Annotated in this window: 19 protein-coding genes and 1 pseudogene; 8 read left to right on the forward strand and 12 right to left on the reverse strand. The window is 42.3% G+C overall.

All coding sequences use genetic code 11. The features are described from left to right. From HT669_RS10920 to HT669_RS00830, 4 genes are all read right to left on the reverse strand, one after another. Positions 1–4,735 (reverse strand): YSIRK-type signal peptide-containing protein (locus HT669_RS10920; RefSeq protein WP_240149519.1); only part of this gene is annotated, 4,735 nt, incomplete at its 3' end. A 415-nt stretch (positions 4,736–5,150) separates the two neighbouring features. Next, positions 5,151–5,948: a Nif3-like dinuclear metal center hexameric protein gene (locus HT669_RS00820; RefSeq protein WP_000881143.1), complete on the reverse strand. Its 798-nt coding sequence runs from the start codon at positions 5,946–5,948 to the stop codon at positions 5,151–5,153. Next, complete coding sequence (locus HT669_RS00825; protein ID WP_000624064.1) at positions 5,935–6,612, reverse strand: tRNA (adenine(22)-N(1))-methyltransferase TrmK; 678 nt, start codon at positions 6,610–6,612, stop codon at positions 5,935–5,937. Before HT669_RS00825 ends, HT669_RS00820 begins: the two co-directional genes overlap by 14 nt. A gap of 100 nt (positions 6,613–6,712) precedes the next feature. Further along, positions 6,713–9,049, reverse strand: a complete 2,337-nt coding sequence (locus tag HT669_RS00830) for a cation-translocating P-type ATPase (protein WP_172922242.1) — start codon at positions 9,047–9,049, stop codon at positions 6,713–6,715. 132 nt (positions 9,050–9,181) lie between these two features. Between HT669_RS00830 and HT669_RS00835 the strand changes: the two genes are divergently transcribed. Then, the gene (locus HT669_RS00835; protein ID WP_016569651.1) at positions 9,182–9,931 is read left to right on the forward strand and encodes a 1-acyl-sn-glycerol-3-phosphate acyltransferase; all 750 of its coding nucleotides are present in this window, start codon (positions 9,182–9,184) and stop codon (positions 9,929–9,931) included. Positions 9,932–10,203: 272 nt separating this feature from the next. Here the strand turns inward: HT669_RS00835 and HT669_RS00840 are convergent, their stop codons facing one another. Together HT669_RS00840 and rpsO are read right to left on the reverse strand one after the other, a co-directional pair. Next, a complete protein-coding gene (locus HT669_RS00840; RefSeq protein ID WP_000531724.1) occupies positions 10,204–10,836 on the reverse strand; it encodes a CadD family cadmium resistance transporter in 633 nt (210 codons plus the stop codon). An 807-nt stretch (positions 10,837–11,643) separates the two neighbouring features. Further along, positions 11,644–11,913, reverse strand: a complete 270-nt coding sequence (gene rpsO / locus HT669_RS00845) for a 30S ribosomal protein S15 (RefSeq protein WP_001018251.1) — start codon at positions 11,911–11,913, stop codon at positions 11,644–11,646. Positions 11,914–12,118: 205 nt separating this feature from the next. Here rpsO and HT669_RS10925 point away from each other — a divergent pair. Both HT669_RS10925 and thrS read left to right on the forward strand, forming a co-directional pair. Continuing rightward, positions 12,119–12,478 (forward strand): annotated as a pseudogene (locus HT669_RS10925) (hypothetical protein). Positions 12,479–12,813: 335 nt separating this feature from the next. After that, positions 12,814–14,757 carry a threonine--tRNA ligase gene (thrS, locus tag HT669_RS00850; RefSeq protein ID WP_000608343.1) on the forward strand — a complete coding sequence of 648 codons (1,944 nt, stop codon included), beginning with the start codon at positions 12,814–12,816 and terminating at the stop codon, positions 14,755–14,757. A gap of 46 nt (positions 14,758–14,803) precedes the next feature. On the opposite strand, the gene HT669_RS00855 is transcribed toward thrS, so the two are convergent. Together HT669_RS00855 and HT669_RS00860 are read right to left on the reverse strand one after the other, a co-directional pair. Further along, positions 14,804–15,778 (reverse strand): sensor histidine kinase, encoded by a 975-nt coding sequence (locus HT669_RS00855; RefSeq protein ID WP_000887963.1) that lies wholly within the window; start codon positions 15,776–15,778, stop codon positions 14,804–14,806. After that, positions 15,771–16,448: a response regulator transcription factor gene (locus HT669_RS00860; RefSeq protein ID WP_000548991.1), complete on the reverse strand. Its 678-nt coding sequence runs from the start codon at positions 16,446–16,448 to the stop codon at positions 15,771–15,773. The genes HT669_RS00855 and HT669_RS00860 overlap by 8 nt, the downstream gene beginning before the upstream one ends. A gap of 155 nt (positions 16,449–16,603) precedes the next feature. Between HT669_RS00860 and HT669_RS00865 the strand changes: the two genes are divergently transcribed. Next, the gene (locus HT669_RS00865; RefSeq protein WP_172922243.1) at positions 16,604–17,677 is read left to right on the forward strand and encodes a DUF2974 domain-containing protein; all 1,074 of its coding nucleotides are present in this window, start codon (positions 16,604–16,606) and stop codon (positions 17,675–17,677) included. A gap of 208 nt (positions 17,678–17,885) precedes the next feature. On the opposite strand, the gene HT669_RS00870 is transcribed toward HT669_RS00865, so the two are convergent. Further along, positions 17,886–18,323 carry an Rrf2 family transcriptional regulator gene (locus HT669_RS00870; protein WP_001166800.1) on the reverse strand — a complete coding sequence of 146 codons (438 nt, stop codon included), beginning with the start codon at positions 18,321–18,323 and terminating at the stop codon, positions 17,886–17,888. 75 nt (positions 18,324–18,398) lie between these two features. Then, positions 18,399–19,241: a metallophosphoesterase family protein gene (locus HT669_RS00875; protein WP_165778288.1), complete on the reverse strand. Its 843-nt coding sequence runs from the start codon at positions 19,239–19,241 to the stop codon at positions 18,399–18,401. A 111-nt stretch (positions 19,242–19,352) separates the two neighbouring features. Between HT669_RS00875 and HT669_RS00880 the strand changes: the two genes are divergently transcribed. Next, entirely contained in the window at positions 19,353–20,003 is a 651-nt protein-coding gene (locus HT669_RS00880; RefSeq protein WP_101514637.1) for a metal-dependent transcriptional regulator, read from the forward strand. A gap of 164 nt (positions 20,004–20,167) precedes the next feature. After that, positions 20,168–20,587, forward strand: coding sequence for a hypothetical protein (locus HT669_RS00885; protein ID WP_101514638.1), 420 nt, complete (start codon positions 20,168–20,170; stop codon positions 20,585–20,587). 31 nt (positions 20,588–20,618) lie between these two features. On the opposite strand, the gene dtd is transcribed toward HT669_RS00885, so the two are convergent. Together dtd and HT669_RS00895 are read right to left on the reverse strand one after the other, a co-directional pair. After that, complete coding sequence (gene dtd / locus HT669_RS00890) at positions 20,619–21,062, reverse strand: D-aminoacyl-tRNA deacylase (RefSeq protein ID WP_101514639.1); 444 nt, start codon at positions 21,060–21,062, stop codon at positions 20,619–20,621. 29 nt (positions 21,063–21,091) lie between these two features. Next, the gene (locus HT669_RS00895) at positions 21,092–23,314 is read right to left on the reverse strand and encodes a bifunctional (p)ppGpp synthetase/guanosine-3',5'-bis(diphosphate) 3'-pyrophosphohydrolase (protein ID WP_001123816.1); all 2,223 of its coding nucleotides are present in this window, start codon (positions 23,312–23,314) and stop codon (positions 21,092–21,094) included. Between the two features lie 435 nt (positions 23,315–23,749). Here HT669_RS00895 and HT669_RS00900 point away from each other — a divergent pair, with 435 nt between their 5' ends. Both HT669_RS00900 and HT669_RS00905 read left to right on the forward strand, forming a co-directional pair. Further along, positions 23,750–24,013, forward strand: coding sequence for a hypothetical protein (locus HT669_RS00900; RefSeq protein WP_023938328.1), 264 nt, complete (start codon positions 23,750–23,752; stop codon positions 24,011–24,013). 123 nt (positions 24,014–24,136) lie between these two features. Next, complete coding sequence (locus HT669_RS00905) at positions 24,137–24,766, forward strand: MBL fold metallo-hydrolase (protein WP_023933220.1); 630 nt, start codon at positions 24,137–24,139, stop codon at positions 24,764–24,766. Positions 24,767–24,811 lie beyond the last annotated feature (45 nt).

A 24,811-nucleotide genomic window follows, 5' to 3' on the forward strand; every position in this document is an offset into this window, starting at 1 on the left:
TTGCTACTTCGCTTGCTAAGTCGTTATTCGCTTGCGTTAGAGCTGTCTTGTCTGCTGGTTTCACCACATACGTTACTCTTACGTTTTCTGTACTTTGATCTGTATAAGTAACAACAACGTCAAGAGTATGGTTCCCTACTGTAGTTGGATACTGTGTTCCTTCTTTCAGTACAGCTGATGCTTTGTTAGCTACATCTACAGCAGCAAGTAACTCTGCATTTGTAGGATTTTCACCGATTACTTTTGTAATCGTCTTAGTCGTCGGAGCTGTGTGTTCTGGAATAGGATGATTTTGGTTATTTGCTTGAGATTCAACATCGCCATTTCCTCTAGTAGAGGCTGTTGTGATATTTGTATTCCTGTTCACTTTTGTATAGTCAAGTGTAACCTTACCATTTGCTAGACTGATACCATCTGGTAAGGTTGTTGAAGAGCTCCAATTATTTCCTCGTTTAACCAGTGTTACTGTGGCATTGGTATTTTGTTTGTTCTTATAAGTTAAGGTCACTTTTTCTGCATCTGTCGGTAATGTAACTTCTACATCTCCATTTTGACGTGTAGCACTAGTTGTTGCACTCGGTTGTTCAAACTTAGCCTTAATTCGTTTAGTCTCTGAAATTTTCGTTGCGCTAGAAGCTTTTACCGCAACTTCCGTCCCGTCTTTTACTAAACTTTTTGGAAGGGTAAAGCTATTGCCACTAGCTGTAATTCCTGCAACAGCACTCCATCCTTGATCAGTTTTTCTAAAATGTTGTGTTTCTGAACGATTACTAGTTTGATTATGATAAGTCAAATCAAACTCAGTAGCTTCCTGCGGTACAGTAATTACAACCGAACCATCTGGTTGGGCTATACCACTTACATCCTCTAATCTTCCTAAAACCTTAGTAGTAGCTGCTATACTAAAGTCAGAGCCGTCCTTCTGCTGCTTAACTGTAACTGTTGAACCTGCTTCTGCTGTTTCAGCTTGGATTAGGATTTTGCCCAGTCCATTTTCATCATTTATAATCGAAATTGTGCTATCTGCATTGGCGTCATCCTTATTCCAGTTGCTACCAGTTTTAGTAAAACCAACAGTTTTTTCTTGTCCAGTAGCATTTGTATACGTAAGCATAACCTTAGTAGCTTCGTCTTGACCTACCATTGATGTTACCGTTAGAGTTTCTTTATCTTGTGAGATAGTTGGAGATTGAGGCGCTTGGACCGTCACTTTTGTAACCAAGTCATCTCGTGAGATAAACTTACTTTCTGATCCGTCCTGACTTGTAACAGTTGCATTTCCATCGCTATCCACTGTAACAGTCGCTCCTGGGTTAGCAGCTTGTAGAGCCTTCTTAATCTTTTCAATATCTGAAGAATTTAGTTTCTCTGGATCGGTTACAGGTACTTTCTGCTCTGGGTTGACTAACGGTTTACGGTTCTTTGCAGCTTCTTTTTGCTCTTCTGTCAGCTCCAACAAATCTTTGTGGGAAATCAAGCCACTTGTTCCATCTGGTTGTACAACATAGGCATCTCCATTTTGCCCAACGTTTACAGTAGCACCAGGATTTTTCTCCTGAACCTTCTGAGTAATCTTCGTCAATTCCTCTTTGGTTAGCTTATTTGGATTAGCTACCTTCACTTTTTCAGTTGGTTTTTGGATTTCTTTTGGAGAAGTCGAATCATCTGCAGAATCTGCTTGCCCATTTTGTTTCACAAAATCACTGACAGCAGCTTCTTCCTCTTGTCCATCCGGTCTGGTCACCTGAACCTTACCATCATCTGTTATTTCAACTTTAAATCCTGGATTAGCATCTTCAATAGCTTTTTTTAGCTTATCTTTCTCGGTTTGATTTAGACTACCTGGATTTTCAACGGTAACTTTTTCTGCTGGGCTTACAAAGTCACGGCTAACTTCTGTAGGAAGTTCTAGTTTAAGCGATTCTGATAGTGGTGATACAAGATAGTCTAAAACAGGTTCATCTGTACCTTCCTTAACCACTGCCGTAACTAGACGAAGTTCCTCATTCCCCACCAATTCTTGTCTATACTTATCAGGAGTAAACTCAACTGTTCCATCCGCCTTAACATCACCACTAGCAAGAATAGTATAGCCAGTAGCTTTTTTAGGCTTATTATCAGAAGCACCTGTGCCTACAGCATCCACATCATTCCCACCTTTAACCAAGAAGGTTTTCAGTTTTGCTTTATCAGGAATATTTGCTGCTTCTCCTTTTGTTCCAGAGTTTGCTTTGATGACCGGTTTTCCTGTAGTCTTTCCTTTCAAACTCTCAGCTGTTGTTTCAAAAGTCGGTTTCGTAAATGGAATGTATAGATAGAGTTTTTCTGTATTTTTTAGATTATCTGCGGTTGTAACCGTAACAGTAATTTGATGGATACCTGAATTGTCTTTTTTAATATCTCCTGTTAATGGCATCGTACTAGTTAGAGGACCAACCTGATTCATTTCACCATGAACCAAGCCTGTTTTTTCTAAATTAGTTACTTCAATATTTTTGATAATCTGGCCAGCAGGGACTTGAACCAGTACTTGTAGTTGTTTTTCAGTATAATTGTCACGATATAGTGCTTTATACTTACCTTCCTCAAAGCTAGGAGCTGCTCCGCCCTCTCCACTTTGTCCAAACCCAATACGAATCTGACTCCTATCGTAGTTGGCTTCTTTAGCATCTGATGATTCAGACTCTAAGAGTGAAGTTCGCTTGCCTTCTGCAGTCAAATAAGACTGATCTGAAACACGTGACTTGACAGTATAAGAACCTTTTGTAATAACAACATTTTTGAAGGTTGCATTTCCATCATCACCAGCAATACTGGTTGCTACTTCTTTTCCGTCATGGTAGAGAACCATCTCTACACCTTTGGTTCCGTTAGTTGCAGTGATATCCTTTATCGTCCCTGCTTGCTTTTGCAAATCAGTATTTAAACTTGGTTTTTTCGGTTTCACAACAAAATTTAACTGAACCAATTCACCAGAACCGTCAGCAAAGATTCGCTCTACAAGATAAGATTTCACTCCCGGAGTATTGACGATAGTCTTTGCAACCTCTTGGTTGTTTTCAACTTTGACACCATCCTTAAAAAGATTATAAGAAGTTGGATGTGATTCAGCATTATCCCCTACCTTATCCCTATTTTTAAAGTAAGATTCAAGGTCAATGCCTCCATCGCTTTTAGCAATTAAAGATGAAGAGGTACCTGGAGTTGTTGATACATTATTATTTCTCGGCTGCCAAATTTGCCCTTGTACAATCTGATAGTAGCCATTCCCTTCCAACTGAGCCGGATACTTCTCAGCCTGGTCTCCTTCACCGGCAGCTCTACCGTACCACTGATTGACTAGCAAGCGATTAACTGATTTCCCTGACAGCCTAAACCCTTTAACACCCAAGGCGTAATAGAGATTACGGAAAGTCGTATCTGGGGAAGTCGTCTCAAAGGTCAAATGGTAGCTATCATCACGTCCTCCGTCCAAAGAGAAGGTGTAGACTTTCTCGGTTTCATTTTTGATACCAGAGTATTTAGAAGCTGCCTTTTTCTCAACTTCAGTTGGGAAGTTTTTATCAGCATGGTAGTAGAAACCTTTCTGCACCCACCAGTTAACTTCTTCCTTGGCTAAGCCATCCAGACTATCCGTCCGATAACCATAACCTCCACTTTTTGCTGCCGCTCCTGTTGATGCAACAGTCCCCTGCTTTTCATCACTAATTCCATCAGCTGATTGTAAGGCCTTTAGAATTTGATCCTCTCCGTTACCTGCATCTCCACTAGTAGCAGTGGTGCCACCAGTCCTATGATCATAACGAGAAATAGTTACTGAGTTTGCTTTTACAGTGTGGTTTTTAGGTAGGGTAAACCAAAAAGTATTTGATAAGTAGTGGTGTGGACCCCGTCCTACTTTTCCCTTATTGATATCAATCTCCCATTTAAAACCAGTTTCTGTTTTCTTGACTATCCCGTAGATAAAATCTTTCGCTTCCGGAATACGAAACTCTTTTCCGTCCCAATATGCTCTTGAACGTTGCGAACCATAGACATAGGTTCCACGGGCATAAGGTGAACCTGCATGTCCATCTTCTAAAAAGTAGTTGATCCCATCTACATAAGCATTACTTGGCACAGCTATGTAGCCTGAAGGAACTTCTTGTCTGCTTCCTCTTGAACGAGGTTGAATCGCTGTTGTCACCGGAGTGTTTAACGGTTGTTCATCCTGTTCTGTATCATCCTCATCATCGTCAAGTGGAATAGGGTCATAGTCAGACTGGCTGTCTTTGAGCACCCGAGGCTGAAGGACTCCAGTGCTGCTTGTTTTGGCTGCTATCGTGTCAGCAGATCCTGCCCTTTTCTCTCTCACCTGAGAACTTTCTTGAACAGACTCTGGCTGGCTAGAGTCTACTCCAGTAGTTTTAGGGGCAGCTACTGTCTGTCCTTGATTAGATCCTTCCGCTGACCTCCCTTGCCCTTTTATCTCCTTTGTGATCTTGCCTTCAGCAAGTTGCTCAAGTACAACCTCCTTCGACTCTCCCTCATCCGACTCCTGCAGAGCCCCATCAGGGTTACCATCAAATCCAGCGACCACGTCATTAGTTGTAGCTGGAGTGACTGTCTCACTCGCTGCTACTGCACCGTTGGCAAAAAACATCAATGCGGCAACCGCAACACTGGCGGCACCAAAGTGGTACTTACGAATGGAGTAACGGAAGACCTTTTCTCTGTTAGACTTTCTAAAATCCATAACTCTTTCTCCTTAAAGATATGATTGAAGAGAACATGTCATTTTCCTCTTCAATTGACAATAATATTAAATAGCAACTTACGACTATTTACCCCACTATACCTCCTATGAAGAGTATACAGTCTAGTAGCAATTATACCACCCCCCCCCCGAATTTTGCAAGGAAAAACATTTAATTTTTTCTGTTTTTAGAGTATTTTATGGTAAATTGTTATCTTTCTAATTATATGTATTGGATTTTTTGATTAAACTGCAAAAAACGAGGACTATTGTATTTTTTTATTTATAAAATTTCGGGTATAAGTTTTACAAAAAAATCCAGTCTCAACAATGTCTCAGAATCACATTTGTACTAGTGTAGTTTCAGTTTACCATAATTATACTAGTACAATTTTTCATTGTCTTCACCTTCTAACTAGATATGATGGAAAGGATTGGTCGATGCTTGGCTAGGTAAAATCTCTAGTTCCCAGCCTTTTTCCTCTTTCCATTGAGTAAGGAGTGCTGCGATTTTTTCCACAAACAGCACTTCGATATAGTGACCTGGATCCAATGCCAGCAAGCCATCAGACAACATATCCTGGGCAGTGTGGTAGTAAATATCACCAGTGATATAGACATCCGCTCCTTTAGCTAAAGCATCCTTATAGAATGACTGCCCGCTTCCACCACAGATGGCCACTCTTGAAATAGGCTTCTGCAAATCTCTCTCTTGATAATGCACCATTCGAAGGCTATCTAGGCCAAAGACTTGCTTGACACGCTGGGCCAAGTCCCAAAATGTCTGAGGCTGAATATTCCCAATACGACCAATTCCACATTCTGGACCTGTTTCCTGAAGATAAGTCGTCTCATCAATGCCTAGCATCTGGCAAAACCAGTCATTGAGCCCATTATCAACGATGTCAATATTGGTATGGCTGACATAAACTGCAATGTCATGCTTGATGAGGTCAATGTAAATCTGATTTTGCGGACGGCTGGCGACCAAGTCCTTGATGGGACGGAAAATCGGCGCGTGCTTGACAATAATCAAGTCCACACCCTTTTCAATGGCTTCAGCCACCGTTTCTTCACGAATATCGAGAGCCACCATGACCCTTTGGATATCCTTGTCCAAAGTGCCGATTTGCAGACCACGACTATCGCCCTCCATGGAAAATTCCTGAGGGCAAAAGGCTTCATATGCGTTAATTACTTCACTTGCTAGCATGGAGAACCTCCTTGATGGCTTGAATTTTATCTACTAGAACTTGACGTTCCTCCAGATTTTTTTCTGGAATTTGTCCGAGGGCAAACTCTAGCTTAACAGCTTCTTTTTGCCATTTTTGGACAAAGACTGGACTGACCTCTTTGCACAAGAAAGGTCCAAAGCGAACATCAATGGCTGATAGCTTCATTTGTCCTGCTTCCACCACCAAAATCTCGTAAAACTTGCCAGCTTCTTCTAGAATGCTTTCTGCCACAATCTGAAAACCATTGTCTTGCAACCAAATGCGCAAGTCGTCTTCACGATTATTGGGCTGGAGAATCAAACGCTCTACGTTAGCTAACTTGTCCAAGCCTTCTTCTAAAATCCTAGCAATCAAACGGCCGCCCATCCCTGCGATGGTAATGACAGACACTCGGTCTTCCTCTTCAAAAGCTGCCAAACCATTGGCTAAACGGACTTGGATTTTCTCCTTTAACCCGTGACTTTCAACATTTTTGACTGCAGATTGGTAGGGCCCGTCCACCACCTCACCTGCAATGGCACTTTTGATTTGTCCTCTCTCAACCAACTCGATGGGCAGATAAGCATGATCACTTCCCACATCTAATAAAATGGCTCCCTGTGGTACAAAGGAAGCTACCAATTCTAATCTCTTTGAAATCATCTTCTCTCACTTTCCAAACTCTATTACCTCTTATTATACCACATTTCGGCTGGCAATCTTGTACCTAAAAAGACCGCAATCCACAGATTGCAGCCTTTCTTTATTTTCTGGCTTGATAGCGACTAGTCAGGATGAAAATCACGGTAAAGACCAACATCATGATACCATAAACAGGTAGCGTTTGTCCTGTAAGTGTCGAAATTTCAAGCAATTTTTGAATTCTTGGGAAGAGAGCTGTGGCTAGGAAGCCTCCTACTGACCAAACAATCAAGAGGACACGCCATAGGGTAAATGGCATGCAGGCTCTAAATACGGATAAGAAACCAATAGACCCAAGCAGATAATAAAGTAGGGTTGAGATTTCTATCTCAGACCAACCTTGACTCGCTCCAAATATTTTCACAAACAGGACGCTGAACACAACCATGAGAGCACTTGGTAGAGCACGAAGCATGGATCTTCTGAGGAAATTTGGCTCAACAGGTTTGATATTTCGCTCAAAAGTCAGAACGAATGGTGGGAAACCTTCCACAAACTGGTCAATCATAGTAATCTGGATTGGAATGAAGGGGAAAATCAAGATCCATTCAGACCGTCCCAGAAGAGCACTGGCGATACAGATAACTGCGAGCAAGAATGAGTAGATGGTCTTTATCAAGAAAATCGGGGCGATATGGGCAATGTTATTGACCACACGACGACCTTCAAAGAGAATCTCAGGAACATCATTAAAGTCTGAGTTCAAGAGAACCAGATTGGCAATCTGACGAGTCGCTGGATCTCCCTCAGCCATTACGATGGAACAATCTGCCTCACGAAGGGCCAAGATATCATTAACCCCGTCCCCTGTCATAACCGTTGTATGTCCTGATTTTTTCAGCGTTTGGATGATGAGTTTCTTTTGATGAGGGGAAACACGTCCGAAAATAGCTGTCTCCTCCGCCATGGCCATCAATTCCTCATCGATGATTTTCGAACAATCTACATAGCTATGGTAGTCCGCAAAACCAGCCTTCTGGGCAATGCTGGACACCGTAACGGGATTGTCACCAGAGATAATTTTGAGGCCCACTTCCTGAGAACGGAGATAGTCCAGCGTCTCTGCTGCTCCCTCTCGAATAGGGTCCAAGATTTCCAACAAGGCCAGAGCCTGAATATCAGAAGGTTTCTGTGGTTTGTGATGGTCTAATTTCTCCTGACTGAGAGCTAAGACCAAGACACGTGAACCTCTCTCCAAGGCCTCTCTGGCTTCTGGGACTTCAGAGTCCAGCAACATCTCAGGTGCCCCTAAGAAAACTGTCCCCAAACATTCTAACTCCATGGCTCCCCACTTGCGGTCGCTGGAGAAGGGAAGCTTGGAAATCATAGGATAAGTAACTTCTCCCACAAAACGCTGTCGAATGGCTTGGGCAGTTGGATTCTTATCCTCACTATGAGCCATATAGCTGGCCAAGATGCTAGCAAGCGCTGACTCTCCATACTCTTCGGTCAAAGGAAGAACAGCCTCCACCTGCATCTTTCCTTGAGTGATGGTACCCGTCTTGTCCAGACAGAGCATATCCACGCGCGCCAAGGTCTCAACAGAGTACATCTCCTGCACCAAGACCTTTTTCAAGCCCAGCTTAATCACTGCAGCCAAGAGCGAAGTAATGGTCAAAAGGGCAATTCCCTTGGGCAACATTCCCAGAAGTGCTGTCGACGAGTTTACAACGGAAGACTTGAGAGGCAGGCCTTTTAAAAGCAAGGCTTCTAGCAAGAGAGCTAGACCAAAAGGAATGATAATCTTCCCAGTAAAACCAGCTAGCTTGTCCAGCGATTTCATGATACGAGAGTTGATGGGTTTAACGGTCTTGGCTTCCAGCATGAGTTTGGCAGCATAGTTCTCAGATCCAACATGGTGAACTTGAGCTGAAACTGCCCCACTGGCTAAGAAACTTCCTGACAAAAGCAAGGCATCCACTTCCTTTTGTACCAAATCACTTTCCCCCGTCAACATGGCTTCATTGACTTCCGCAAAGCCTTCCAAAACTAAGGCATCACTGGGAATCTGCTCTCCAGCAGACAGACGAATGACATCTCCTAACACCAATTCTTCAGGATTCAGAGCCACTTCTTGGCCATCACGAATAGTCTTGACCTTTTCCTTGGTCATGAGATTGAGCCTGTCCACCATGTGTTTGGCCCGTAGCTCGGTCACAATTCCAGAAAAAGCGTTAAAGCAGATAACAGCAAAGAAGACCAGATTGCTCCAAGCCTGCACAAAGGCAAGGGCCAAAGCAATGGCAAAGTTCAAAGCGTTAAAAAGGGTAAAGACATTTCGTTTGATGATTTGCCAAGTGCTGGTACTGGCCGAAGCAGTAAAATCATTGACCAAGCCCTTAGTCTGTCTTTCCTTGACTTCTCTTTGGGTTAATCCCATAATCTTATTTTTATCCATAAATTCTATCATATCATTTTTTCTAAAAGAATTCTAATCTCATCCCAAATATGCATCTAGTCAAGGGAAAAGTTTGCCAGCCCTCCTTTGATAAGGTATAATAATAACAAGAAAACAATCGAAGGAGATCGCATGTTTTATACTTATTTGCGTGGATTAGTTGTATTGCTCTTATGGTCCATCAATGGCAATGCCCACTATCATAATACTGATAAAATTCCTAATCAAGATGAAAATTATATTTTGGTTGCGCCTCACCGCACTTGGTGGGATCCAGTTTATATGGCCTTTGCGACCAAGCCAAAACAGTTTATCTTTATGGCAAAAAAAGAACTCTTTACCAACCGTATCTTTGGCTGGTGGATTCGTATGTGTGGCGCCTTTCCTATCGACCGTGAAAATCCTAGCGCCTCAGCCATCAAATACCCTATCAATGTTCTCAAAAAAAGTGACCGCTCTCTCATCATGTTTCCAAGTGGGAGCCGTCACTCAAACGATGTCAAGGGGGGCGTAGCTCTGATTGCCAAAATGGCCAAGGTCCGTATCATGCCGGTTACCTACACCGGTCCCATGACTTTGAAGGGCTTGATTAGCCGTGAACGTGTCGATATGAACTTTGGAAATCCAATCGATATCTCAGATATCAAGAAAATGAATGATGAAGGCATTGAAACAGTCGCCAATCGTATTCAAACAGAATTCCAACGTCTGGACGAAGAAACGAAACAATGGCACAATGATAAAAAACCAAATCCACTCTGGTGGTTTATCCGCATTCCTGCCCTCATCCTTGCTATTATACTCGCTATCCTAACCATCATCTTTAGCTTTCTCGCAAGCTTCATCTGGAACCCAGATAAGAAAAGAGAAGAACTTGCATAGAAGAAATGAACCTTGGCCAAACAGCTAAGGTTTTCATTTATATAGTAGATTGGAACTAGAATAGTACACCTCTACTTCTAAAACATTTTTAGAAATCGATTTGACTGTCCTGATCGATTTGTCCTGCTTTTGTTTCATTTTACTATATTTATAAGAATCTCCTAATCAAATCAAAAGCCACTCTACAATAGAGTAACTTTAAGATTGTCCATTTATACTCAATGAAAAAGCCCTCTGAAAATCAGAGAGCTGATTTTCAGAGGGCTAAAATCCTAGTGAAACAAAAAAATCTCCACGATCAGAAAAGTCTCTATCGTGCCATTTTCATACATGATGTATAGTCCAAGTAGAATGAATACTAAGGGCACAATGATTCGCTCGTATTTTTCAATTGTCTCGAATATTAACGGAATAGAGGATAACACCCGACTAATCTCGCAAAAGATAATTATGCCGATTACAAACACAAGCAAGGCCACGAGGGTCTGTGACCAATCTAACGAAGCAAAATAAGGTATATAGATACCTAAATTATCTCCGCCAGACGCAATTGTCAGCAATGTAACTGTCCAAAACAGTTGATTTGCCTTGCTTTGTTCTAATCTTTCAATAATTTCTTCCTCTTCTTCTTCCGCATCTTCTCCAACAATTGCAAAGCGAATCCCTAAATAGATAGGGATTAAACCAAGCAATCCAACCATCCATTCTTCAGGCACGAAATTAACGACATAAGCAGCAACTAAACTCGCCCCTACAAGTAAGCCTGTGCCTAGATATTGCCCCGCATAAATATGCCATTTCTGTTTATTCTGTGATAGCTGTGCAAATAAAATAATTAAAATAATTAAATAATCGATACTGGTAGAAATATAAACACCAATAGCAGATATGATTGTCTGTCCCATAAAAAAACCTCCTGTATTAGTCAGTAATAAATCAGCAGATTTTAGGAGAGCACAGACACATTAATTTAGCTATCGCTAGTGGGTAATGTCGAACGTAGGAAAGCATTTTACTCCTCCTCAAAACGTAGTTACAAAGTAATTTCTAACTGGAATTCAGTGACTACTTCCATGTAAAGTATAAACATACTATACTTTACTTTGTAAAGAGTGGGCTCTTCTAGGGGGCTTGCAGACAGCTACTCGGCTTGAAAAGCCGAGTAACTGCGCACCTTTATGGTGTAATTAGCTGATACCATTTGAGGTTTTTGTAGTCTCCAAAATTGTTACCGATAAAACCTCAATAAAAAAGCCCTCTGAAGTCAGAGAGCTGATTTTAGCCCGGGCTAAAATCCTAGTGAAAAAGATGAAACTCCTTGTGCTCATCGAACACTGTGTCATTTCCCTATTTTCATACGGATTTTTGACGCCCTTAGCATCATGATTCTTGCTAGATCAATCGTTTATAGACGAGGCGAAGATCGTACGAAACTTTCAGTGAAACAAAAAAAATCTCCCCGAAGGGAGAAAAGCTGGTTTATTTTACCTTACAGTGCTAGGAACCGTAACCGAAGATTATACTTGAGTATAGCGAGGTAAGGTGACAACGCAAAAAAGCTACCCAATTTAGAGTAGCTTTATTATCAAGATATGCTCAATTGAACACGGCCTAAGCACTTGGCAAAAAAGATAAAATCTCCTAGAAACTGAAGTTTCTTCGTCAATTTTCCTATTTTTGCTTTGTGCTTTTGACGGCCTTTGTATCTTGAATTAGCGACGAAGTCCTAGAGAGTTGATCAACTCACGGTAACGGTTAACGTCGTTTTTACGCAAGTATGCAAGCAAGTTACGACGGCGACCGATTTTTTTCATCAATCCACGGTAAGTAGCGTGGTCTTTTTTGTGTTGTTTGATGTGTTCGTTAAGGTGGTTGATTTCCCAAGTAAGGACAGCAACTTGAACCTCTACTGAACCTGTATCACCTTCGTGACGTGCATATTGTGCAATGATTTCATTTTTTTTCTCTTTTGAGATTGCCATGATGTTTCTCCTTTTTATTTGGCTTCATCCGAGTGACAGGTTGGCATGCCTGTAACCAAGAAGAAGTTATTTGTCTTTACGACAATCCCTATTCTACCAATAACTAACTTCTTTGTCAACAGATTTACTTTCTTGTTTTAAACATGCTATAATAATCATAGCAAGAGATTTAAGTTGTCTGTTTTTTTAAAACGAGCTGATTATCATGCCTAGATTCTATTCCCATCTCCCCCACTATCTGGTCATCTTTTTCTTTTATTGGCCTCTTTATGAATTATTTTCACTGCTCTCATCCGGTCCCAATCTGCTAGGACTCATCTTCTAAATATCTTTATCTTTTCTCCGTTAGTAACCTTCATCGTTTCTCTTCTTTACGGTTACCGTTTCCCTTTTTCCCTTTTGACATTGGATTGCTCTTTTGCTTTACTATCATTTCTTTCCACGATTTTAGCATTGTCTACTTTTTAGCCTATGGAACCTTTGCTCTGGTCGGCATGGCTTCCGGTATTGGTATCAAGCATATTCTGCAAAAATGAAAAACAAAAAACTTTCACAAAATCCTTGAAAAATCTCACAATCATGCTATAATAATCCATAGAGACAAGTCACTTAGTCCCTTTCTACTAGAGAGTGCGTGGTTGCTGAGAACGCATAGAAAGACTATACTGATACTACTCTTGAGTTTTTTATGAAAACATAAAACGGTGGCCACGTTAGAGCCAATCAGAGGTGTCCCTCTCTTTTGAGGTACATAAATGAAGGTGGAACCACGTTGCGACGTCCTTTCTAGGACGTCGCTTTTTGTTTCTCTTTGCTTTTTGTTTCTCTTTATTTAAGACTGCGAAATAGGGAAACACTTCTGCTTTAGAAATAATGGATAACCAATATAAGGAGAACATCATGATTAACATTACTTTCCCCGATGGCGCTGTTCGTGAATTCGAATCTGGCGTTACAACTTTTGAAATTGCCCAATCTATCAGCAATTCCCTAGCTAAAAAAGCCTTGGCTGGTAAATTCAACGGCAAACTCATCGACACTACTCGTGCTATCACTGAAGATGGAAGCATCGAAATTGTAACACCTGATCACGAAGATGCCCTTCCAATCTTGCGTCACTCAGCAGCTCACTTGTTCGCCCAAGCAGCTCGTCGTCTTTTCCCAGACATTCACTTGGGAGTTGGTCCAGCCATCGAAGATGGTTTCTACTACGATACTGACAACACAGCTGGTCAAATCTCTAACGAAGACCTTCCTCGTATCGAAGAAGAAATGCAAAAAATCGTCAAAGAAAACTTCCCATCTATTCGTGAAGAAGTGACTAAAGACGAGGCACGTGAAATCTTCAAAAATGACCCTTACAAGTTGGAATTGATTGAAGAACACTCAGAAGACGAAGGCGGTTTGACTATCTATCGTCAGGGTGAATATGTAGACCTCTGCCGTGGACCTCACGTTCCATCAACAGGTCGTATCCAAATCTTCCACCTTCTCCATGTAGCTGGTGCTTACTGGCGTGGAAATAGCGACAACGCTATGATGCAACGTATCTACGGGACAGCTTGGTTTGATAAGAAAGACTTGAAAAACTACCTTCAAATGCGTGAAGAAGCTAAGGAACGTGACCACCGTAAACTTGGTAAAGAGCTTGACCTCTTTATGATTTCACAAGAAGTGGGACAAGGACTTCCATTCTGGTTGCCAAATGGTGCGACTATTCGTCGTGAGTTGGAACGCTACATCGTTGACAAAGAGTTGGCTTCTGGATACCAACACGTTTATACTCCACCACTTGCTTCTGTTGAACTTTACAAGACTTCTGGTCACTGGGATCATTACCAAGAAGACATATTCCCAACTATGGACATGGGTGACGGGGAAGAATTTGTCCTTCGTCCAATGAACTGCCCACACCACATCCAAGTCTTCAAACACCATGTTCACTCTTACCGTGAGTTGCCAATCCGTATCGCTGAAATCGGTATGATGCACCGTTATGAAAAATCTGGTGCCCTCACTGGTCTTCAACGTGTGCGTGAAATGTCTCTCAACGACGGTCACCTTTTCGTTACTCCAGAACAAATCCAAGAAGAATTCCAACGTGCTCTTCAGTTGATTATCGATGTTTACGGAGACTTCAACTTGAATGAGTACCGCTTCCGTCTCTCTCTTCGCGACCCTCAAGATACTCACAAGTACTTTGACAACGATGAGATGTGGGAAAATGCTCAAACTATGCTTCGTGCAGCTCTTGATGAAATGGGCGTGGACTACTTTGAAGCCGAAGGCGAAGCAGCCTTCTACGGACCAAAATTGGATATTCAAGTTAAGACCGCTCTTGGAAAAGAAGAAACTCTTTCTACTATCCAACTTGACTTCTTGCTTCCAGAACGCTTCGACCTCAAATACATCGGAGCTGATGGTGAAGAGCACCGTCCAGTGATGATCCACCGTGGGGTTATCTCAACTATGGAACGCTTCACAGCTATCTTGATTGAGAACTACAAGGGGGCCTTCCCAACATGGCTGGCACCACACCAAGTAACCCTCATCCCAGTATCTAACGAAAAACACGTGGACTACGCTTGGGAAGTAGCCAAGAAACTCCGTGACCGCGGTGTCCGTGCAGACGTAGATGAGCGCAATGAAAAAATGCAGTTCAAGATCCGTGCTTCACAAACCAGCAAGATTCCTTACCAATTAATTGTTGGAGACAAAGAAATGGAAGACGAAACAGTCAACGTTCGTCGCTATGGCCAAAAAGAAACACAAACTGTCTCAGTTGATGATTTTGTTGGAGCTATCCTAGCTGATATAGCCAACAAATCACGCGTTGAGAAATAAGAACCTAGCATAAAAGCCTCCAGTCCGGAGGCTTTTTCGTCTATTCTCACTCAAGGACTAGATTCACTTGAGCAAACTGAATCCGCGCTATCGTTCCTTTTCCGACCTCAGACTCGATACGAATCTGGTGACCCAGTTCTTCAGAAATTTTCTTAGATAGGTAAAGTCCAAGTCCAGATGACTGCTGGGTTAGGCGTCCATTATACCCTGAAAAGCCACGTTCAAAGACTCGGAGGACATCACTGTTTTTTATCCCGATTCCCGTATCCTTGATACAAAGCTCTTGCCCGTCCATATAAATCTCCAGACCACCTTCCTTGGTGTACTTGAGACTGTTTGAGATAATTTGCTCAATAACCACTAGTAGCCACTTTTTATCCGTCACGATTTCTTTATCAAGGTCATGTAGATTGACATTTAGGCCTTTTTGAATAAAGAAAAGAGCATATTTACGAATTATTTCCTTGACCAAATCCTCAATTTGAACCTGCTTTAAGACCAAATCATCATGGAAACTTTCTAAACGCAGGTACTGTAAGACTAGATTGGTATAGGAATCGATTTTGAAAATTTCCTGTTCTAACTGCTGCTTCAGTTGGCGGTCAGCTACTTCTGCAACTAAGAGTTGACTGGCTGCAATGGGGGTCTTAATCTGATGGACCCACAAGGTATAGTAATCCAGCAAATCCGTCAGTTTTCTTTCTGAATCTGACCTCTGCTGATAGAGTTCCATCTCACGCGCCTCTAATTTTTCAGCCAAGGCTCTTTCCAAAGGAGACTGAGCTTCCCTCTCCCCATAGAGAATTTCCTGACGATAGACCTGCGTTTCCACCAATATGTCCCAAGTGAAAAATAAGATGGTTACAAAGCAACACAAGAGGAAAAAGTAGAGAAAGTAAGTTCCCAAACTGGCAAATAAAAACTGAAAGAGCAAAATCAGAAATGCTAAAGCAAGCAGATAGACAAACAGACGACTACGGGAGCGCAGATAGGCTAGAAAAAATTGTTTCCAATCAAGCATGCTTCAGTCCGTACCCTATCCCTTTCTTGGTCTCGATAAATCCTACCAAGCCCTGCTCTTCCAATTTTTTACGCAAACGAGCCACATTGACAGAGAGGGTATTATCATCAATGAAAAAGTCACTGTTCCAAAGTTCCCGCATGAGGTCGTCACGCGCTACAATATTGCCTGCATGCTCAAATAACACGCGTAAAATCTGGAATTCGTTCTTGGTCAAATTCAAGACTTGCCCTTGATAATGTAAATCCATGGATTTGGTATTGAGGATAACACCAGCATATTCCAGTAAACTCTCGTCACGCCCAAACTCATAGGAACGGCGCAGCAAACCCTGAACCTTGGCTAAAAGAACCTGCTGGTCAAAAGGCTTGGTCACAAAATCATCCGCCCCCATATTGATTGCCATGACAATATCCATAGCCTGGTCTCTCGAAGACAGAAACATGATGGGTACCTTGGAAATCTTGCGAATCTCCTGACACCAGTGATAGCCATTAAACAAGGGCAGACCAATATCCATGAGGACCAGATGAGGCTCCGATTGAACAAATAGACTCAAAACTTCCATAAAGTCTTCTACCAGGACCACTTCAAATCCCCATTCAGAGAGCATTTTCCCGACTTGTTGACGAATAACCTGATCATCTTCTACTAATAAAATCTTGTGCATGCGCTTCTCCTTTTCTATTATTATAACAGATTTTTCCATGCTCGAAGGTCTGAAACTGAATTTGAAAGAGCTTGTTTTTAACCAACAGAGACAGGCAATCCTACTAGCTAATTTGAGGGAAATTTGATATGATAAATAAAAAGAAAGGAGCTCTTATGGCCAATATTTTTGACTATCTGAAAGATGTCGCACACGATTCCTTTTACGACCTACCTTTGAATGAGTTAGATATTCTAGCCTTAACAGAAATCACCTACCTCTCCTTTAATAATCTGGTCTCCACAGTTCCTCAGCGACTTTTAGATCTGGCACCTCAGGTTCCAAGGGAGCCTAACATGTTGACCAGTAAAAATCGCCTCCAGCTATTAGATGAACTAACTCAACACAAACGCTTCAAAAATTGCAAACTCTCCCATTTTATCAATGACATCGACCCTGAACTGCAAAAGCAATTTGCGGCTATGACCTACCGCCTCACTCTCGATGCCTATCTGATTGTCTTTCGTGGGACTGATGACAGCATCATTGGCTGGAAGGAAGATTTCCACCTGACTTATATGAAGGAAATTCCTGCTCAAAAGCACGCCCTCCGCTATTTAAAGAACTTTTTTGCCCACCATCCTAAGCAGAAGGTCATTCTGGCTGGGCATTCCAAGGGAGGAAATCTAGCCGTCTATGCTGCTAGTCAAATTAAGCAAAGCTTGCAGGATCAAATCACAGCAGTTTATACCTTTGATGCGCCTGGTCTCCACAAAGAACTGACACAAACCGAGGGCTATCAAAGGCTAATGGATAAAACCAAGGTCTTCATTCCACAAGGTTCCATCATCGGTATGATGATGGAAATCCCTAACCACCAAATCATCGTGCACAGTACTGCCTTGGGTGGTATTGCCCAGCACGATACCTTTAGTTGGCAGATTGAGGACAAGCACTTCATTCAACTGGATAAGACCAACAGTGATATCCAACAAGTCGACACAACCTTCAAGGAGTGGGTGGCCACAGTCCCTGACGAAGAACTCCAGCTCTACTTCGACCTCTTCTTTGGCACCATTCTAGATGCTGGGATTAGCTCCATCAATGACCTGTCTTCCTTAAAGGCGCTTGAACACATTCATCATCTCTTCGTCCAAGCTCAATCCCTCACCCAAGAAGAAAGGGAAACCATGGGACGCCTCACCCAATTATTGATTGATACCCGTTACCAAGCATGGAAGAATAGATAAAAAGCTTATGAAAAGGTAATACTCTTCGAAAATCTCTTCAAACCACGTCAGCGTCGCCTTACCGTATATATGTGACTGACTTCGTCAGTCTTATCTACAACCTCAAAGCGGTGCTTTGAGCAACCTGCGGCTAGCTTCCTAGTTTGCTTTTTGATTTTCATTGAGTATAAAAACCTTCTCATAAGCTTTTCTTGTTTTAAAGAAAAAATTACTCCTTCATCTGACTCTCTGCATCGGCCACGACTTGTTCTAGACTGGTCTGACCAAGTTCAGCCTCCATAGCCAACTGAATTCTCTCCAATTTTTGATCCAAAACATCATGAATATGAGCTCCGACTGGGCAATTTGGATTTGGATTGTCATGGAAACTGAAGAGTTGACCTGTCTTACCAAGACATTCGACCGCTTGATAAACATCTAATAGACTAGTGTCTTTGAGATCCTTAACAATCTCTGTTCCGCCCGTTCCGCGCGCTACTGAAATCAGCTCTGCCTTCTTCAACTGGGACAAGGTCTTTCTGATAATGACAGGATTGACCCCGACACTAGCAGCTAAAAAATCACTGGTCACCTTGCTTTCCTTCCCCTTGAGGGCAATGATTATCAGCATATGAGTCGCAATGGTAAATCTACTTGGAATTTGCATCCTCTTCTCCTTTTTACGAGGCTCCCCTGCCTCTACTCTTCTTTTTCTTTTATTATACCCTTTTTAGTTGTAATGTCAATTATTACCACTTTTCAACCAGACATCTAATTCCCTATCATAGCCCTCTTTCTGGGCCAATTCTCTCAGAAATTCCTGATGATGAGTATGGTGGATACCATTGACCAGACTTTCATAGTAAACCTCAAAATAGGGAAGTTTAAGATCTTTAGCCAGCTGCAATTCAGCTGCCACATCGTAGTCTACCCGTCGGAAGTCCATATCTACCAAACCCTTGTCATCAAACTCCAAAATCATATACTGGGCTCGCAAGTCCTTCCGCAACTGAGCATCTAGAAAGAAAGGCTGGCCAATCGAACCTGGATTGACAATCAATTGCCCACCAGTCCCGTAACGAAGCAACTGCTGGTGAATATGACCATAAACAGCAATATCACAAGGCGGATTGGTCACCAAGCGGTCAAAATCCTCTTGCGCTCCAGTATGAATCAACTCTCGCCCCCAGTTCTTATCAGGCAAATGGTGACTAATTCCCACCGTCAAATCACCAAACTGACGATGAATCTGGAGTGGTTGATTGTGGAGCAATTCGATTTCTTCTAGGGAAATTTCCTCTAAAACATATTGGCACTGGCGCAAGAGATAGCGTTGACTGGGACGAGTACTATCCAATTCCTTGCGGACACCATGCCAAAGACTGTCTTCCCAGTTTCCCAAAACTCTAGCTGTAATCGGTAGTTGAGCCAACAAGTCCAAAATCCTTCTACGCCCTGTCCCTGGCATGAGAATGTCTCCCAAAAGCCAGTATTCATCCACTCCTAGCTGCCGAGCATCTGCCAAAACAGCCTCCAAGGCGGTGGTATTTCCATGAATATCTGAAAGAAGAGCTATTTTCGTCATATCCATCTCCTCGTTTTTTCTCTTGCAATAAGTATAACATAAAAAGTCACAGCTAGAGAAATCTAGCTTTTTTTGATATACTAGATAAAGATATTAGACAAGAGGAAACGAATGACCCCAAATAAAGAAGATTATCTAAAATGTATTTATGAAATTGGCATAGACCTGTATAAAATCACCAACAAGGAAATTGCTGCCCGCATGCAAGTCTCTCCCCCTGCCGTAACTGAAATGATCAAACGGATGAAGAGTGAAAACCTCATCCTAAAGGACAAGGAATGTGGCTATCTACTGACTGACCTCGGCCTCAAACTGGTCTCTGAGCTCTATCGTAAGCACCGCTTGATTGAAGTTTTTCTAGTTCATCATTTAGACTATACAAGTGACCAGATTCACGAGGAAGCTGAGGTCTTGGAACACACTGTCTCTGACCTGTTCGTGGAAAGACTAGATAAACTGCTAGGTTTCCCTAAAACCTGCCCCCACGGAGGAACTATTCCTGCCAAGGGAGAACTCCTGGTTGAAATCAATAACCTGCCACTAGCTGACATCAAGGAAGCTGGCGCCTACCGCCTGACTCGGGTGCACGATAGCTTTGACATTCTCAGTTATCTGGACAAGCACTCACTTCACATCGGTGATTCGCTCCAAGTCAAGCAGTTTGATGGCTTCAGCAATACCTTCACTATCCTCAGTAAAGAAGAGGATTTACAAGTAGGTATGGACATTGCCAAACAACTCTACGTCGAGAAAATCGACTAATTTCTCAAGTATCCCAACCAACCCTGAAAGTTTGATTTTCAGGGTTTTCTTATCTATTTTTTATATCAAAAATAATAGCAAACGCTTTCATGTTCCGACTAAATATTGTATAATAATTATATAAACTATTACGTCACTAACAGAGGAAAAAAGGAGGTCTTATCATGAAAAAAATCATCTTCATCAAAACCATTGAGCTCCTTGTCATTGATGGAATCATGCTGGGCATTTTGGCTTTTAAAGAGGTGCTTACTTGGGATTGGATTTTGATTTACAGTGGTTGGCTCATTTTCTTTCACCCTGTGCTGTTGACCTATCTTTCTAACCAGCTTTGTGACCACTTTAGTCAACTCTATTCCCAGATTAGACCGAGATTCTGGCGCTTTGCCTTACAAATCCTTCTATGGGATATCCTGATGATTCTCTCCTTGATATGTTTAAGTGGTACCCCACTTTTCCTTCAGGGGACTCTCCTCATCCTAGGACATCTCATCCCTTCCTATCGCACCTGCCAAATCCTGAAACAAGACTTTCCCCAAGCCTATCAAGCACCGATTTCTTTTGGAGTATTTTATGATAGATGAGAAAAACCAAGCCGGCTGGGCTTGATCTTTCTTATCTATTTTTAGTATCTAGGATAATGGTAACTGGCCCATCATTGACCAGCTCAACCTGCATATCCGCTCCAAAGATACCTGTATGAACAGGCACTTCTTGCGCTAGTTTTTGGTTGAAAACATCATAGAAGTCTGATGCCATATCAGGTTTGGCTGCTTCTGTAAAGGCTGGACGATTGCCTTTCTTGGTATCCGCAAAGAGGGTAAACTGAGAAATAGAGAGGATTTCTCCTTCAATATCTTTGACAGACAGGTTCATCTTGCCTTCTGCGTCTGAAAAAATCCGCATATTGACCAGTTTTCTCACAGCATAGTCCAAATCTTCCTCTTGGTCCTCTGGTCCAACACCAACCAGCAATAAGAGCCCCTGATTGATTTTTCCCTGAACCTGACCTTCGATACTGACTTGGGCTTTTTTAACACGTTGGATAATGATTTTCATAATAGCCTTTCTAGTAAGAACTCAGACAATTAACCGTTGGTTCGTTTGACAGAGTAAACTTCTGGCACACTCTTAATCTTGTCCACAACCGTAGTCAGCGTCGAGAGGTTGGTAATGCCAAAGGACACATGGATATTGGCAAATTTCATATCCTTGGTTGGTTGGGCATTGACTGTTGAAATATTCTTGGTTGTGTTTGAGAGAACTTGCAGTACATCGTTCAACAATCCTGTACGGTTGAGGCCATAAATATCAATATGAGCCATATACTCTTTATTTGAGCTAGAGTACTGACCTTCCCACTCCACATCAAGGAGACGTTGCTCGTAGTTTTCTTGGGCGCGCAGGTTCATACAGTCCACACGGTGAATAGCCACACCACGACCCTTGGTAATGTAGCCGACAATATCATCACCAGGCACGGGGTTACAACACTTGGCAATCCGCACTAGGAGACCAGAAGCACCTTCAATGACCACACCACCTTCATGCTTGACCTTGAGGGTTTCTTTATTTTCAACCTTGACCTCGCCACCTTTGACAAGTTCTTCTGCCTCAGCCTTGGCCTTGGCACGTTCTTCTTCACGACGTTCCTTTTCAGTCAGACGATTAAAGACAGTAATAGCACCGATTTCCCCAAAACCAATGGCCGCAAAGAGGGAGTCTTCTGTCTTGTAGCTGGTCTTTTGCAGGACTTGGTCCATATGACGCTTGTCCATAAATTTATTGGCCACATAGCCATTTTCTTGGAACTGGGTCATCAACATTTCACGACCCTTATTAACAGATAATTCCTTATCTTGGTTTTTAAAAAACTGACGAATCTTGTTGCGCGCCTTGCTGGTCTTGACCATATTGAGCCAGTCGCGGCTAGGTCCAAAGGAGTTGGGGTTGGTGACAATTTCAACCTGATCCCCTGTTTTGAGCTTGGTTGTCAGTGGAACCATACGGCCGTTGACCTTGGCACCAGTCGCTTTTTCACCGACTTTAGTATGGATTTCATAAGCAAAGTCAATAGGTCCTGAATCTTTTGGAAGAGAACGGACAGCTCCATCTGGTGTAAAGACGTAAATCTCCTCAGCCAGATAGTTTTCCTTAACAGAGTCCACAAATTCCTTGGCATCATCAGCCTGATCTTGAAGCTCCATCATCTCCTTGATCCAGTTCATCCCAATAGCAGACTCCTTACTGTTAACCTGCCCCTTAACGCCTTTCTTATAAGCCCAGTGAGCCGCAACCCCGTACTCAGCCACCTCGTGCATGGCCTTGGTCCGAATTTGGAATTCAATCGGTCCTTTTGGCCCATAGACAGTCGTATGGATAGACTGGTAACCATTTGCCTTGCGGTTAGCGATGTAGTCCTTAAAGCGACCAGGCATGGGTTTCCAAAGTTCATGCACATAACCAAGCATGGCATAAACATCACTTTGGGTATCCAAAATACAACGAATGGCAATCAGGTCATAGATTTCCTCAAACCGTTTTCTCTTGTCCTGCATTTTGCGGAAAATTGAGTAAATATGCTTGGGACGACCATAAATCTTCCCTTTCAAGTGACGATCTATCGTATACTCCTCTAATTTTGTGACTACCTCATCCACCAAGGCTTCACGCTCTCTGCGCTTTTCCTTCATCATATTGGTAATCTTGTAAAACTCTGTCGGGTTGAGATAACGGAAAGACAGGTCTTCCAATTCCCATTTGACACTGGAAATCCCCAAACGGTGAGCAAGTGGGGCATAGATTTCCATAGTTTCTTTGGAAATGCGCTCCTGCTTGTCTTTTCGAAGATGTTTCAGGGTTCGCATATTGTGCAAGCGGTCAGACAGTTTGACCAAGATAACGCGGATGTCCTCAGACATGGCCATGAGCATCTTGCGATGATTTTCAGCCAACTGCTCTTCGTGAGACTTGTACTCGACCTTGCCAAGCTTGGTGACTCCGTCAACAATCACGCGCACATCGGGACCAAACTCTCTTTCCAAATCGTCCAAGGTCGCATCTGTATCTTCCACCACATCATGCAAGAAACCACAAGCTACCGTTACAGCATCCAGCTTGAGTTTGGCTAGAATACCTGCCACTTGAATAGGGTGAATGATATAAGGCTCGCCTGATTTGCGGTATTGACCACTATGACAATCCACCGCATAGACCAAGGCCTTATGGACAAAATGGACATCCTCTTCCGTTAAATATTTTTTGGTTAAAGCGACAACTTCTTCGCCTGTTAAATTCACTTCTTTTGGCATCTCTACTCTCCAATTCTTCCTACCATTTTATCACTTTTTTAAGAATATGAAAACTAGATTGGAACAGAATAAGAAAAAAATAATTCAGAATTGCTTGATAATTCTGAATTATTGGTCCATAATATACTACGAAGTTAGATTTTAAACTTAGGTGATAGAAGGAGAGATAGAAGAACGGAAACCATATTGTAACCCAAAGACTTTTTGACTTCCCCAATTTCCCTGAAGATACGAAAGATAAACAGTGGAACTCGTGTCACATACACCGGTACCTTGACTGGATTTTGGAATTAATACTCAATAAAAATCAAGGAGCAAACTAGGAAACTAGCCGNNACGGCAAGGCGACGTTGACGCGGTTTGAAGAGATTTTCGAAGAGTATAAAAATCCTCAAGATACTTTCTTTTATCCGTTAGTTTATAAGGAGAACACCTATGAAAAAAACTGCTATTTCTATCTTTGCTCTCCTAGTATTAGGAGCTAGTTGCCTGTTCCTATTCAGCCAGCAAAGCTATAAAAAAACAGTCGTTCAATACTATGCTAACGACCAGAACCTGCCAAATAGGATAACTTATAGTGAATATAGCGACAAACGAGAAGCCAACTACGGTGGCACTCTAAACATCACATCTATCAAACAAGCTAATGACGGAGTTTATGCAACCTATGGAGGGCAATTGACACCTTTCCAATATTGATAAATTGATAACCAGCCTGTCTTCATCTAGTCATGCTGGTTTTTAAGTTCATTCTAAATCCTTACCTATTCTCCCTAACTGTGCTATACTTAATTTAGTACATTCTTTGAGATTGGAGATAAAATGAAAATCCATAAAACTGTGAATCCTGTTGCCTATGAAAACACCTATTACCTGGAAGGTGAAAAACACCTCATCGTTGTAGATCCTGGTAGTCAATGGGAAGCCATTCGTCAGACAATCGAGAACCTCAACAAACCGATCTGTGCCATTCTATTGACCCACGCTCATTATGACCATATCATGAGTCTGGACTTGGTTCGCGAGACGTTTGGCAATCCTCCTGTCTATATCGCAGAGAGCGAAGCCAGCTGGCTCTACACTCCTGTCGATAATCTCTCCGGTCTCCCTCGCCACGATGATATGGCAGATGTGGTCACAAAACCTGCAGAACACACCTTTGTCTTTCACGAAGAATACCAACTAGAGGAATTTCGTTTTAAGGTTCTACCGACCCCAGGGCACTCTATCGGTGGTGTTTCCCTAGTCTTTCCTGATGCTCACCTAGTCTTGACGGGAGATGCTCTGTTCCGCGAAACAATTGGACGGACGGATCTTCCGACTGGTAGTACAGAGCAACTCCTTCATAGTATCCAGACCCAACTCTTCACCCTACCAAACTACGATGTCTATCCAGGACATGGTCCAGCTACTACTATCGCTCACGAAAAGGCCTTCAATCCCTTTTTCTAGCAAGATGATGACAATCGATAGCACAATTTAATACTCAATGAAAAT

Origin of the sequence: Streptococcus sp. 2100 (assembly GCF_013276335.1) — a bacterium.
Taxonomy (GTDB): Bacteria; Bacillota; Bacilli; order Lactobacillales; family Streptococcaceae; genus Streptococcus; species Streptococcus pseudopneumoniae.